Origin of the sequence: Acinetobacter sp. AOR18_HL (genome assembly GCF_027855145.1) — a bacterium.
GTDB classification, from domain to species: domain Bacteria; phylum Pseudomonadota; class Gammaproteobacteria; order Pseudomonadales; family Moraxellaceae; genus Acinetobacter; species Acinetobacter pittii.
In genome coordinates this window covers 17243-30513 of record NZ_JAKTIG010000004.1, presented here as the reverse complement: position 1 = coordinate 30513, position 13271 = coordinate 17243, and the positions used below count along the sequence as shown (strand labels likewise).

General features: G+C 40.0%; 13 protein-coding genes. 2 read left to right on the top strand and 11 right to left on the bottom strand.

The annotated features are described in order from the left end of the window. The first annotated feature begins 286 nt into the window (after nucleotides 1–286). Entirely contained in the window at nucleotides 287–1924 is a 1638-nt protein-coding gene (locus tag MKL51_RS00590; protein WP_017482382.1) for an acyl-CoA synthetase, read from the top strand. Nucleotides 1925–1971: 47 nt separating this feature from the next. Here MKL51_RS00590 and yjgA read toward each other — a convergent pair whose 3' ends face one another. The 9 genes from yjgA to mazG form a co-directional block, all read right to left on the bottom strand. Then, nucleotides 1972–2508, bottom strand: a complete 537-nt coding sequence (gene yjgA / locus MKL51_RS00585) for a ribosome biogenesis factor YjgA (RefSeq protein WP_014208401.1) — start codon at nucleotides 2506–2508, stop codon at nucleotides 1972–1974. A 2-nt stretch (nucleotides 2509–2510) separates the two neighbouring features. Next, nucleotides 2511–2780 carry an HPr family phosphocarrier protein gene (locus MKL51_RS00580; RefSeq protein ID WP_000567533.1) on the bottom strand — a complete coding sequence of 90 codons (270 nt, stop codon included), beginning with the start codon at nucleotides 2778–2780 and terminating at the stop codon, nucleotides 2511–2513. Continuing rightward, nucleotides 2777–3628 (bottom strand): RNase adapter RapZ, encoded by an 852-nt coding sequence (rapZ, locus tag MKL51_RS00575; RefSeq protein ID WP_005066272.1) that lies wholly within the window; start codon nucleotides 3626–3628, stop codon nucleotides 2777–2779. Before rapZ ends, MKL51_RS00580 begins: the two co-directional genes overlap by 4 nt. A gap of 23 nt (nucleotides 3629–3651) precedes the next feature. Beyond that, nucleotides 3652–4500 (bottom strand): pantoate--beta-alanine ligase, encoded by an 849-nt coding sequence (panC, locus tag MKL51_RS00570; RefSeq protein ID WP_017482383.1) that lies wholly within the window; start codon nucleotides 4498–4500, stop codon nucleotides 3652–3654. Nucleotides 4501–4503: 3 nt separating this feature from the next. After that, nucleotides 4504–5313 carry a 3-methyl-2-oxobutanoate hydroxymethyltransferase gene (gene panB, locus MKL51_RS00565; RefSeq protein WP_002117298.1) on the bottom strand — a complete coding sequence of 270 codons (810 nt, stop codon included), beginning with the start codon at nucleotides 5311–5313 and terminating at the stop codon, nucleotides 4504–4506. 45 nt (nucleotides 5314–5358) lie between these two features. Beyond that, nucleotides 5359–5841 (bottom strand): 2-amino-4-hydroxy-6-hydroxymethyldihydropteridine diphosphokinase, encoded by a 483-nt coding sequence (gene folK / locus MKL51_RS00560; protein WP_017482384.1) that lies wholly within the window; start codon nucleotides 5839–5841, stop codon nucleotides 5359–5361. Then, nucleotides 5838–7301: a polynucleotide adenylyltransferase PcnB gene (gene pcnB, locus MKL51_RS00555; protein WP_017482385.1), complete on the bottom strand. Its 1464-nt coding sequence runs from the start codon at nucleotides 7299–7301 to the stop codon at nucleotides 5838–5840. The genes folK and pcnB overlap by 4 nt, the downstream gene beginning before the upstream one ends. 125 nt (nucleotides 7302–7426) lie before the next feature. Then, on the bottom strand, nucleotides 7427–7831 hold the full coding sequence (locus tag MKL51_RS00550; protein WP_017482386.1) for a ComEA family DNA-binding protein: 405 nt from the start codon (nucleotides 7829–7831) through the stop codon (nucleotides 7427–7429). Continuing rightward, a complete protein-coding gene (gene mazG, locus MKL51_RS00545) occupies nucleotides 7800–8606 on the bottom strand; it encodes a nucleoside triphosphate pyrophosphohydrolase (protein WP_017482387.1) in 807 nt (268 codons plus the stop codon). The genes MKL51_RS00550 and mazG overlap by 32 nt, the downstream gene beginning before the upstream one ends. Nucleotides 8607–8718: 112 nt before the next feature. Between mazG and MKL51_RS00540 the strand changes: the two genes are divergently transcribed. Next, nucleotides 8719–9492 (top strand): SDR family oxidoreductase, encoded by a 774-nt coding sequence (locus MKL51_RS00540; RefSeq protein WP_017482388.1) that lies wholly within the window; start codon nucleotides 8719–8721, stop codon nucleotides 9490–9492. Between the two features lie 46 nt (nucleotides 9493–9538). Here MKL51_RS00540 and MKL51_RS00535 read toward each other — a convergent pair whose 3' ends face one another. Together MKL51_RS00535 and rlmD are read right to left on the bottom strand one after the other, a co-directional pair. Continuing rightward, nucleotides 9539–11845: a RelA/SpoT family protein gene (locus MKL51_RS00535; RefSeq protein WP_017482389.1), complete on the bottom strand. Its 2307-nt coding sequence runs from the start codon at nucleotides 11843–11845 to the stop codon at nucleotides 9539–9541. Nucleotides 11846–11875: 30 nt separating this feature from the next. Further along, nucleotides 11876–13267: a 23S rRNA (uracil(1939)-C(5))-methyltransferase RlmD gene (gene rlmD / locus MKL51_RS00530; protein ID WP_017482390.1), complete on the bottom strand. Its 1392-nt coding sequence runs from the start codon at nucleotides 13265–13267 to the stop codon at nucleotides 11876–11878. Between the last annotated feature and the right edge of the window lie 4 nt (nucleotides 13268–13271).

Genomic DNA, 13271 nt, shown 5'->3' with positions numbered 1-13271 from the left:
ACCTGAAAGATTTTACACTTGTTCAAGCAATGTGAAAACCTTTGAGTCCATAAAATCATAAATACATTTTGCTTATCGCGTAAACAGCAATAAATGACTTAAAAAATATATTGAGATGATTTTTAAACATGTTTAACACAAGTGGTTTAAGATGAAGAAAATAGCATTTCTGCTCATTTTTTGACTGGAGGGTATCGCTCTTTAAGACTAAAGCATAGATGCTTTGATTAATATTAAATCATATGTTCAAAGAATGAATTAAAAATAGAACACGGAGTTGTTTCACATGGTTAGTGCTTATGATGAGTTACCACGCACACCCGCAAACTTTGTTGCGTTATCACCTCTACGCTACCTAGAGCGTGCGGCTTATATTTACCCAGATCAAGCTTCAATTATTCATGGTAAGCGCCAAATTTCATGGAAAGAAACTTACCAACGTTGTTGCCAATTTGCATCTCAGCTCAAGCAACTGGGAATTGAGAAAAATGATACGGTATCTGTCTTATTGCCAAATATTCCAGCCATGATTGAAGCACATTTTGCAGTTCCTATGGCGGGTGCGGTACTCAATACCCTCAATACACGTTTAGATGCAAAAACAATCGCTTTCATGTTGGAACATGCTGAAAGTAAAGTGCTGTTGGTTGATCCTGAATTTGTGAATTTGGCAAGAGAAGCCCTCTCACTTATTCCGAATCAGCACATTGTTGTGATTGATGTAGCTGATACGGAATACGAAGGTGAAAATCAGTTTTTGGGTTCCTTTGAATATGAAGAATGGATCGCTCAAGGCGACATTAACTTCTCTTGGCATTTACCAGAAGATGAATGGGATGCGATTAGCTTAAATTACACATCTGGAACTACAGGTAATCCTAAAGGTGTGGTCTATCATCATCGCGGGGCTTATCTTAATGCTGCAAGCAATATCTTGGCTTGTGGAATGAAACCGCGTGCTGTGTATTTATGGACACTCCCCCTCTTTCATTGTAATGGCTGGTGTTTTGCATGGAGCATAGCAGCAAGTGGTGGAACCAATATCTGTTTACGCAAAGTCGATCCCGAATTAGTCATGCAATTGATTGCAGCCCATAAAGTTGATTATTTCTGTGGTGCGCCTATTGTTCTTTCAATGATTCTTAACTTACCTAAAGAAAAACAAACGAACTTTGATCACCATGTTGAAGTCATGGTTGCTGGGGCAGCTCCACCTGTTGCCATTATTGAAGGGATGCGAAACATGGGGATTAACGTAAACCATGTATATGGCTTAACAGAAACTTATGGGCCTTCTGCCCTATGTGCTTCTCAATCTGGATGGAATGAGCTATCAATTGCTGAACAAGCCCAACTTCATTCCCGTCAAGGCGTACCCTACCCATTACAAGACAGCATGCGTGTATTAGATCCCGAGACTATGGAACCTGTGCCTAATGATGGTCAAACCATGGGAGAAATCATGTTCCGTGGCAATATTGTCATGAAAGGCTATTTAAAGAACCCTAAAGCGACTCAAGAAGCCTTTGCTGGAGGATGGTTTCACACGGGCGACCTAGCTGTTTGTCACCCAGATGGTTATGCAAAAATTACTGATCGTTCAAAAGACATCATTATTTCAGGTGGAGAAAACATTTCATCTTTAGAAGTAGAAGATGTGTTGTATAAACACCCTGCTGTATTAACCGCTGCGGTAGTCGCCAAACCCGATGCGCGCTGGCAGGAAGTACCATGCGCGTTTATTGAATTAAAGATGGGGACTACAGCAACGCCTGAAGAAATTATTGCACACTGCCAAAAAGAATTAGCGCGCTTTAAAGTGCCTAAAGATGTGGTTATTACAGAAATTCCAAAAACATCTACAGGTAAATTACAGAAATTTATCTTGCGTGAATGGGCAAAAGAACGGGCTGAAAATTTATAAATAAAAAAGCGACGCCTTGAGCGTCGCTTTTTACTATTGAAGAGCAATTAGCCTTGATCAGACAATAAGGCAATTTGCTGCACATAGTTAACAAATTTACCTTTTGATGCCTCAAGCTCTGCTTCACTCACTTCTTGAGTCTTATCACGCTTGATTCTCAACACATGCTGACGCAAGGTGTGACGTTCCGAAGCATTATAAATTTTACTAAATTCATTAATTGCAGGGTCACCTTGTTCGATCATACGATCAACCCAACGCATCAATTGAGCCTGCTTTTTTGCGCCTTGCTGCGGAGTTAGATAAGACAAAATAACGGTCTCATCTTCATTGCGCAATAATTTACCAATACGTTGAAACTGACGACGACGAGCTTCAAAAGAACTAATGTTCTGTACTTCCATTAACGCATCAATTAAACGTTCATCAACTGGAAGTTTTTGAATCTGTTTAACAGAAAGTTGTGCTAATTGCTCACCTAAAGCAGCCATACGTTGAACTGCTTTTTTCTGCTCTGTCTTACTTGCACGTCCTTCTAAAGAGCCAAAATCTTCTTCAGTATAACGTTGGGGACGACGTGCCACGATTAATCTGCCTCATAAAATTTTGCGGCGAATAACGCCTGTACTTCATTTAATGCCTGCTCTTCGTCGGTACCATCAATGACCAATCGCAAAGTGGTCCCTTTACCTGCACCTAACATCAGCAAAGACATAATATTTTTTGCATCTACTAAATGATCGCCTTTTCCAATTTGGATCGACGAACGAAATTTTGTAGTGACCTCTATCAGTTTTCCTGATGCACGAGCATGTAAACCGAGTTTATTAATTACATCAACAGTTGTGTCTATCATGACCAGTGCTTCATTTCTCTGTGTAAGACCTGAACAGACCATTCTGCCTCAAGTGCTTGTTTTAGTCTATCTACGATATAAACGGAACGATGTTGACCGCCAGTACAACCAATAGAAATCGTCATATAGTGACGATGTCCTTCAGCAAATGCTGGAAGCCATTTTTTCAAGAAGTGAAGAATATCATCAAACATTTCGTTTGCTTGCGGACTTGCTTCTAAAAATTGTCTTACTGGCTCATCCAAACCAGAAAAACGTCTCAATTCTAAATCCCAATGCGGATTTGGTAAATGCCGTACATCAAAAACATAATCAGCATCTAGAGGAATGCCATGTTTATATCCAAATGACTGCAATATCACAATGAGCTTATCTGACTGCCCCAATTTAGACAGTAAAATATGCTTTAGATCATGAACACTTTTATCTGTTGTATCAATATGAACCGTAGCGCGGAACTGAATTGGGAGCAGTAACTGCTTTTCTTCATGAATACATTGCAACAGACTTTTAAAACGATTGGCTAATGGATGCGGACGACGTGATGCACTAAAACGTGCGATCAAATCCTGATCTTGCGTAGTCAGATAAATCACATCAACTGTGCCATGTTTTTGTAGTTGCTCAAAAACATGATCGAACTCTTGCATATCTGCACGAGTGCTTCGAACATCCACACCTAATGCCAACTGTTCTAGATTATTTTCATGATCTAGCTTTGCCACAATTTCGGGCAGCAATGCCAAAGGCAAATTATCAATACAGTAATAGCCCAAATCTTCTAACACTTGGAGAGCTGAAGATTTTCCTGAACCAGACTGTCCTGTCACGATAAGTATACGCTTCATGGCATGGCTGTCCTTTGATCTGTTTATTGGGGTGTAAAGGCAACTTCTAAATTATCAATCAAACGTGTTGCACCCAATTTTGCCGCGACAAATAACACAATATCACGATCAAACTGAGTAGCAGGTAACAGATTTGACTGACGAGCTTCGACATAATCCACAACAAACCCATTATCTGTCAACTGAGTTTTGATATCTTCTAAAACTTGTTGTAGATCTTTGCCTTGATGTAATTGTTGCTCAGCTTGCTTTAAACTCTGATAAATAACCGGAGCGGCCTGACGTTGCTCAGGACTTAAATAACCATTTCTTGAACTAAGAGCCAAGCCATCTGCTGCACGAACAATTGGCACACCAATTACTTCTAGCGGGATATTTAAATCTTGTACAAACTGGCGAATCACTGCTAACTGTTGGTAATCTTTTTGACCAAAGAAAGCATAGTTAGGTTGCACAATATTAAAGAGTTTGGTGACCACCAAAGCTACGCCATCAAAATGCCCAGGACGTGAACTACCACATAAAGCATCAGTAATTTGGCTAACACTTATATTGGTTAAACGTGGCTGAGTACCGTACATTTGCTCAACTGATGGTGCAAAAATAATGTCACAGCCGACATCGGCCAATAGACGGCTATCTTGCTCTAAAGTACGAGGATAGTTATCAAAATCTTCACCTGGTCCAAATTGAGTTGGATTTACGAAGATGCTAACAACTACAACATCACATAACTTTTTCGCTTCACGAACAAGTGTGAGATGTCCTTCATGTAGATTTCCCATTGTTGGGACAAAACCAATAATTTTACGCGCAGCTCTAGCAGGATTTAAAGAAGCTGCAAGACCTTGTATGGTGGTTTCTGTTTTCATGAATTACAGCTCAACGTGGAAAGTATGTTCTTTGGCTGGAAATGACTGGTCCTGCACAGCAGCATGAAAAGCTTTAAAAGCGTCTAGGATTGCTGTTTCGCCAGATTGTTCTTTCATAAAGTTACGGACAAAACGCGCAACTCGACCAAAAGTTAAACCCAACATATCCTGTACTACAAGTACCTGACCATCAGTCGCATTACCCGCACCAATACCAATCACAGGTGTATTTGGAAATAGTTCAGCAATTTCTTGTCCCAACTGAGCAGGAACACATTCAAGCAATAGAACTGCCGCACCTGCTTCAACCACTGCCGTACAGTCAGCAATAAGTTGATCAGCTGCTTCACGTGTTTTAGCTTGTAATTTGTAACCGCCAAATACGTGTACAGATTGAGGAGTTAAACCTAAATGTACGCACACAGGTACACCATTACGAGTTAACACTTGTACAGTTTCACTTAGCCAAGCGCCGCCTTCGATTTTGATCATCTGAGCACCAGCTTGCATAACTGTTCTTGCGTTTTGCAAAGCATCATTTAAGGTGGCATAACTCATAAATGGTAAGTCAGTCATAATCAAAGCATGCTGGTTACCACGACGCACCGCCGCCGTATGATAAGCCATGTCCTCAACAGTTACAGGTAGAGTTGAGTCACGACCTTGAATTGCCATTCCAAGAGAATCACCAATTAAGATTGTATCAATTTCAGCAAGTTCCATTGCTTTTGCCATACTCGCATCGTAACAAGTTAGACAAGAGAACTTACGTCCTTCGGCTTTAAATTTTCTTAAGTCACTTAGACTAATCATGATGGTATCCTCTACAGGAGTTTGCAGAACGTAATAAGTCAGGCTTTAAGCCCAAGACTCATCAGCAAGTACAGTCAGCGTAGGCTGCTGTATGAGTTCTAAATTTTTAAGTGGCTGATCGTTAATATGTAAATCAGCGTCTAAATCTAATAAAGGAATTACAACGAAATCTCGCTCTAGAATTCCGATGTGTGGCACAGTTAAGCGCTCATTTTGAATTTTTTCATCACCATATATAAGCAAATCCAGATCTAAGGTACGCTCTCCCCAACGACGAAGGCGTACACGACCAGCTTCTTGCTCAAATCGCTGTAACTGGTCTAACAAATCTAAAGGCGTGAGATCGGTATTTAGCTCTGCAACTGCATTTAAATAATTTGGTTGATCTTGAGGCCCCATAGGTGGACTTTGATAAAGTTTAGAAACTTTCACTGCACCTAAAGTTTTAAGCTTAGCAATGGCTTCAGATAAGATTTGGCGCGAATCACCCAAATTACTTCCTAAACCAATATAGGTCTTCGTTGTCATTGCGTTGGCCCAAAAATAACTTGGCTTAAATCGCGTTGTACTCGCTTACGCTTCAAAATCGGATGGTCGCTCATCACCCCAGCTTCTGAAGCAGAGGCTTTTTCAACGAAACGACCCATCGATTGTTCTTGTCGAGCACGTTCTTTTTTCCCACGACGGCTGCGTGGTTCAGGAATATCAACCAAAGGTTCGATTTCCGTCTCAACTTTATTGTTTTCAACAGGTTCGGCAACGGTTTTACGACGGTTTCTAGCTTTCTGACGATTGTACTGGCTAATTGCAGCTTCTTTTTCGTCATTCGACATTTCTTGGTAGGCTTCCCACCAGCTTCCCATTCCCTGTGTCGTGTCATCACCTGACTTTTCACGAAGTAACAAGAAGTCAAAACCAGCACGGAAACGCGCATGTCCAGCCAATGCTTCAATTTGCTGTGGTTTCGGATTAAGCAAACGGGTCTGCATTTCCCAAACTTCACGAATAAAAGTTTCTGCAAAACGAGGAATCACAGTGCGTGTTGCCTGACGTTTTAAGACATCTAAACCAGCTTGTGCACGCGCTTCAGCTGGTACCACACCTTTAGATAAATAAAATTCACAACGCTCTAAAAATGGTTGCCACAATAAGACTGCATAGAAAAATGCAGGGTTGATTGTTTTACCCACTTGAATACGCTGATCTGTATTCTTTGCTGCTCTTAAAATAAATGGAGTGAGGTTAGGCTGAATATCGGCAAAGAGTTGTTTCCAAACACCAAACTCAATCAACATTGGCAAAACACGCGCCAAATGTCCCATTGTAAAGAGCTTCTGAGATTCATCATATAAACGATGCGGAGAAACATCACGCAATAGTTGCGTCATCTCTGCATCAAATATATCGAGAATATCTGAATCAATTTTGAAATTTAACTTGGCTGCAAAACGTAAAGTTCGCAGCATACGCACAGGGTCTTCTTCGAAGCGCTGTGCAGGATCGCCCAATAAACGTAGAGTTTTATTTTTTACATCGTCAATTGCTTTGCAGAAATCAAGCACAATACTCTTACGCGGTTGGTAATATAGCGTATTGATTGAAAAGTCACGGCGAGCAAAGTCTTGTTCGATGGTTCCCCAGTTATTGTCACGTAAAATCATGCCTGAAGCACTGGTGACTGCTTTTTTTGGAGGAGCACGGAAGGTTGCAACTTCAATAAGCTCACGCCCTGAATAGACATGTGCTAATTCAAATCGACGGCCAATGATTCGACAACGTCGACCAAAAACTTCTTTAATCTGGGAAGGTGTTGCATTAGTGACTGCATCGAAATCTTTAGGATTAAGCCCTAGCATTAAATCACGGACACCACCCCCAACAATATAAGCTTCATAGCCAGCTTTAGTCAGGCTATCGATCACATCTAAAATCGAAGAAGGAAGTTGGGCTGTGGACAAACCACATTTTGACGCTCGCAAGGTTTGCAAAAGACGCTGTCTCCTACGTCAGGACGTAAATAACAAGTTGTCGCTAATCATAGCTCTAACGCACACAAAGGGCAATTTGATTCTCTGTAGTTTGCGCATGAAATGATAATTGACAGACAGATGATTTATAAAGTCAAACGCGTTTTATTCTTTTCAAAAATGGCTAGACCAATACCCTTTACGTTTTTAAATTCATCAATATTCTTAAAGCCGCCATTCTTTTGACGGTATTCCACAATTGCCTGAGCCTTTTTCTCACCAATACCTTTTAGCTTTTGGAGCTCATCAATATTGGCTTGATTCAAATGAATTTGTCCTGATGAATCAGTCATAACTGAGCTTTTTGGACTATTAGAATGAGAGGCGTGTTGCATGCTCAACTTCTGATCATACATCTGCTGTTTAGCCTTCCACTCCTTAAAATTTTGATCAAAAGATTGAGCCTGAACAAAAGTTGATGAAATCACGCTCCAAAATAAAATAATGAAAATATTGTGCTTATTTTTCCAAAGATTCATGCTGAATTGCATGTGTTTTTTCCCCTAACTTTAACTGCCGCTTTGCCTGATTCCACAATTCATCCATTTCAGACAGGGTCATGTCTTCTAATGTTCTTTGCTGTTTTTGGGCTTGATCTTCAATAAAAGCAAAACGGCTTCTAAATTTATGTATTGTCGATAAAAGTGATGTTTCACTTGAAATCGCAAGTTTACGTCCAACATTGACTAAAGAAAACAGGCAATCTCCAAATTCGTCTTGAATTTCATCAATATTTTGATTTTTTAGGGCCTGCTTAAACTCATCCAACTCTTCTTCTAGTTTTTCATACGCATCTTCTACCGTTTCGAAATCAAACCCAACCTTAGCTACATTTGTTTGAATTTCTTGTGCCTGCAACAATGCTGGCCCATGCTTTATTTCATCTAATCTTGATTGCGGCTTGCCTTGTTTTTCTTGTTGTTTAATTTGTTTCCAAAGCTCACTTACTTGTTCTGGTGTTAAATTATTAAATTGATCTGCCTGAAAAACATGGGGATGACGGCGTATTAACTTTTCACTTATTGCCTCAACAACATCTTGAAAATTAAAAGCGCCTTGCTCACTAAACATTTGTGATTGAAACACAACCTGTAATAACAAATCGCCTAGCTCATTTCTAATTTCATTAATATCGCCTTGACGAATGGCCGCCTCGACTTCATATGCCTCTTCAATCGCATATTTAGTCAGTGAGATTGGGGTTTGTTGTTGATCCCACGGACATTTTTCACGTAATTCTTGCATGATTTTAAGCAATTTATCCATGGTAACCCTCAAGTTTAAAAAGTCGGTCAGTCAATCTAAGATTTTAATTTGTTATGATCAAAATCAAAGCGATTAAATCAGTCGCACTATTGTACTGACAAAGAGAAAAAAGATGAGATACAGTATTCTGATTAGTGGTGCCGCTCAAGGTATTGGGGCTGAAATTGCACGTGTATTCTACAAACAAGGATATAAAGTAGGCATTTACGATATTAATGAATCGCTTGCTCAGGAACTAGCAAATGACTTAGGCTCAAATGCCCGTGCCGGCTATCTAGACGTAAGTGATTACAGCCAGTGGCAACACATATTAAAAGAATTTACCGAATGGGCTGGTGAACTTAATATTTTGGTAAATAATGCAGGTGTTTTATATTCTGGCGCGTTTGAAACGACTGATATTAAAGCTCATCAAAGAACAATAAATATTAATGTAAACGGCGTAATCAATGGCTGTCACGCTGCTCTGCCTTACTTAAAGCAAGCGTCTTTTGCACGTATTATCAACCTCTCTTCAGCTTCTGCAATTTATGGTCAAGCTGATTTGATCTCTTATTCAGCCAGTAAATTTGCTGTTCGCGGGATTACTGAAGGTTTAGATGTGGAATGGAAAAAATATGGTATTCGCGTTTTAGATGTGATGCCACTATTTGTACAAACTGCAATGGTTAACAATATGGATGCAGGCACTATTCAAAATATGGGGATAGATTTAACACCAAATGATATTGCTCAGCAGGTGCTTACGCTTGTAGAGAAAAAGGCTCATTTTTGGACGCCTACCCACACTCCAGTGGGTATAAAAACCAAACTGCTTTATCAACTATCAACGTTGAGTCCTCAGTTTCTAAATCGACTCACCAATATTTATTTATCTAGAAAGTAATTTGCAATAAAAAGGCTGTCATTTGACAGCCTTTTTACTTAATTTATTAAACGCCTTGAATCATGCGTCGTGCACTAATGATTCCAGGTTGCTGCTCTAGGCGAGCCAATAAACGAGAAAGCTGCGCTAAACCTTTAACCTCAATGAGCAACTTCATATTAGCAATACCATCTGCCTCAGAAATTGTATTGACCTGACGAATATTAATTTGGTCAGAGAAAATCACTTGAGTTAAGTCTTTAAGCAGACCACGACGATCATAAGCTTCCACCACAATCTGAACGCTTTGACCACGTGTTGGCTGCATTTCCCAATCAGCTTCAACAGCACGCTCTGGCTCTTGCTTAATCATACGCTGATAGTCAGAACAAATGACTTTATGGATGCTGACACCACGGTTCAAAGTAATATATCCAGCGATTGATTCACCATGCACCGGCTGACAGCACTGAGCGATGTGGAGCTCTACATTGTCTAAACCATCAATTAAAATGCCATGTGCTGATAGCGTATGGCTGGCACGTGGATTTAATGTTGGTTTAAGTACTAGTTCAGGCTCATCCTGATCTAGATGCATTTGGCGGTTCACCTGATTAATCAGGGCATGTAAGCTAATATCGCCACTGACCAGATTCACCAAAATGTCGTCGCCAGTCTTCACATTAAAATGTGATGAATAATCGTTTAGGTCGATACTTTTTGGATGAATCGCAAGACGAGCTAACTCTTTATTAAGAAGTTCTCGACCTACTTCAAGATTTTTACTACGATCTTGCTGTCTAAACCAATGACGCAACTTGTCACGTGCACGAGAGGTTTTAATATAACCTAGAGAGTTCACCAACCAGTCACGGTTTGGTTCACGATCTTTTTTAGTTAAAATTTCAACCTGTTCACCCGTTTTTAAAGTATAGGTAAGTGGCACATAACGCTGGTTGACCCGCGCTGCATAACACTTATTCCCTACTTCTGTATGCACATGATAGGCAAAATCTAAAACTGTGGAACCACGCGGCAACTCTTTAATATCACCATCACGACTGAAAACATAAATCTTCTCAAAGCCTTCAAAGTCTTGTAACTGGTCAAAGCCTTCTGTTTCATCTTCGTTTTGATGTACCGTCGTTTCATTACGTTCTTGATAGTGTTCTAAAACAGCACGTAACGAATGCAAACGATGGTTAAAAGAATGGTCGGTATTCTTTGAACCTTCTTTATAGTTAAAGTGTGAACATACGCCTAACTCTGCTTCATCATGCATCTCATGAGTACGAATTTGCACTTCAAGAGATTTATTTTCAGCAATTACAGCCGTATGCAAAGAACGATAACCATTGGCTTTCGGGTTGGTAATATAGTCATCAAACTGGTGCGGAATATGACGCCAGATTTGATGTACGATACCTAAAGAGTGGTAGCACTCTGGCACACTATTGACCAACACACGTAAGGCACGAATGTCATAAAGTTGGTCGAAGCTCAGGTTTTTGCTCTTCATTTTTCGATAAATCGAATAAATGTGTTTTGCACGCCCTGTAATTTCAGCTTCAATGCCGTAAGACGCTAACTCATTTTTCAAACGGTCAATGACGAACTGAATATAATGCTCACGCTCTAAACGCTTTTCATTGAGTAATGAAGCAATCTCTTTATAACGATCTGGAGCCAAATAGCGAAACGCTAGATCTTCAAGTTCCCATTTAAGCTGAGCAATACCGAGTCGATGTGCCAACGGCGAATAAATAGTAAGGATTTCACGCGCTACACGTTCTTGGCGTTCACGAGAGGAATTTGCAAGCTCTCGCAAAGAATAAGTACGTTCAGCAAGTTTAATTAAAACAACACGAACATCTTCGGTCACCGAAATCAGCATTTTATAAATGCCGCTTAGATGTTCTCGTTGATTATTATTAAAGTGATCTTCTAACCGTTTATTTTTTTCAATAAGTTCTGAGAGTTTACCCATTGCCAAAGTACCTTTGACAAGGTTGTAAACTTGCTCTCCGAATTTCTGTTTTACTTCTTCTATATCGGTAATGCCTTCACGCACACTACGATAAAGCATTGCTGCTGATAAAGTATCTTCATCTACGTGAAGATGTGCCAGAATATCGGCCATTCCAACGCCTGTAGCAAAAGTATTGGAACGATGATTAACCGTTGAATCTAACTCTTTTTGCAGGGTTAAATGAGCGACTTTTTCAAGTTGTTCAAGCTCCGCCCCATCTAATATTTCACGCACCCGATCCAACCATGAGGCTAAACCGATTTGCGTTTCGGCGGCATGCTCTACAGTCGTTTCCTCTGACAACTCGGTTAGTTGTTCAGGTAACTGTTCACGTACTGTGACCATACCATTCTCCTCAATATGTAACTCATGTTTTTAATCGTTTATCTCTTGAATTTTTTCAAATAGTGCAATGGATTCAACATGTTCGGTATGCGTAAACATGTCCATCACTGCTGCTTTTTTTAACTGGTAACCATATTGGACCAAAACACCCGCATCCCTTGCCAGTGTAGCTGGATTACATGATACATAAACGATTCTTTTTGCTCCAAAATTTGATACATACTGCATAATTTCATATGCACCAGCACGAGGAGGATCAATCAATAATGCATCAAATCCTTGATTTGCCCAAGAATGATGCGAAAAATCTTTTGTTAAATCTTGTGAAAAGAAGGTTGCTTGCACCAAACTATTGCATTTCGCATTAGCTGTTGCTCGCTGCACCATTTCTTCACTCCCTTCAACACCGACAACCTGACCACTCTCACCAACACATCGTGCTAACGGGAGTGAGAAATTGCCCAAACCGCAAAATAGATCAAGTACCTTTTCACCTGGTTGCAACTGAAGCAATTCACATGCCAATTGAACCATCTGTTCATTTACTGTGGCATTGACCTGAGTAAAATCCAATGGCGAAAAAGCAAAATTTACATTAAACCTCTCCAAGGCATAATGTAAACGTAAAGCACCTTGTTCATCATCAATACGATGAATACTTTCCGGACCTTTAGGTTGCAAATACAATTGCCACCCTTTGTGTAACGCAAATTGCTTTAATTGGTTGACATCAGAATTGTTTAATTTTTCTACATGACGAACCAATAAAGAAACTTCATGATCACCTTTTGCTAATTCTACATGACCAATATGTGCTTTGCCTTTTAGACTTTGGAGTAAAGTGCGTAACTCAGGCAGACTATTTGATAAGTTTTTATCCAAAACACTACAGCTATGAATCGAAGTTAGACGATTACTATGATGTTCGCGAAAACCCATAATTAAGCGATCTGGTTTTGGTAAATAGCGCACACCGATTCGAGCACGACGACGATAATCGCTTTGTAAAGATCGAATCGGTTGTAGCCACTGTTCAGGCTGAATACCTGCAAAATGCTGTAAATGTGACTGAAGTACACTTTGTTTTAAACGGATTTGTTCATCAGGGTGAATATGCTGCATGCTACATCCACCACAGATCCCATAATGAGGACAAATTGCCTCGATACGATGTGATGAAGGTTCTCCTAACAACTGCAACATTTCAGCTTCTTCAAGACGCTTCGCTTGATGGGTAATCCGAGCTTTTACAGTTTCTCCTGGCAATGCATAACGAATAAAAACTTTTTTGCCATGCTTATCTGCCGGATGATCTGGATGAGAACCATAATGCGCAATTCCCCGCCCCTCATGAGAAAGTGTTTCAACCTGAAAAATATATTCTGGTTGTTGAAGGTTGCGAGATTTGGCTTGTTGTTTCAAAGAA

What these genes read in the sequence shown, in the direction of transcription:
- panC (WP_017482383.1), bottom strand. Translation starts at nt 4,500, where the DNA reads ATGAAAACAGAAACCACCATACAAGGTCTTGCAGCTTCTTTAAATCCT.
- MKL51_RS00540 (WP_017482388.1), top strand. Translation starts at nt 8,719, where the DNA reads ATGAGATACAGTATTCTGATTAGTGGTGCCGCTCAAGGTATTGGGGCT.
- MKL51_RS00550 (WP_017482386.1), bottom strand. Translation starts at nt 7,831, where the DNA reads ATGCAATTCAGCATGAATCTTTGGAAAAATAAGCACAATATTTTCATT.
- MKL51_RS00590 (WP_017482382.1), top strand. Translation starts at nt 287, where the DNA reads ATGGTTAGTGCTTATGATGAGTTACCACGCACACCCGCAAACTTTGTT.
- MKL51_RS00535 (WP_017482389.1), bottom strand. Translation starts at nt 11,845, where the DNA reads ATGGTCACAGTACGTGAACAGTTACCTGAACAACTAACCGAGTTGTCA.
- rapZ (WP_005066272.1), bottom strand. Translation starts at nt 3,628, where the DNA reads ATGAAGCGTATACTTATCGTGACAGGACAGTCTGGTTCAGGAAAATCT.
- panB (WP_002117298.1), bottom strand. Translation starts at nt 5,313, where the DNA reads ATGATTAGTCTAAGTGACTTAAGAAAATTTAAAGCCGAAGGACGTAAG.
- mazG (WP_017482387.1), bottom strand. Translation starts at nt 8,606, where the DNA reads ATGGATAAATTGCTTAAAATCATGCAAGAATTACGTGAAAAATGTCCG.
- folK (WP_017482384.1), bottom strand. Translation starts at nt 5,841, where the DNA reads ATGACAACGAAGACCTATATTGGTTTAGGAAGTAATTTGGGTGATTCG.
- MKL51_RS00580 (WP_000567533.1), bottom strand. Translation starts at nt 2,780, where the DNA reads ATGATAGACACAACTGTTGATGTAATTAATAAACTCGGTTTACATGCT.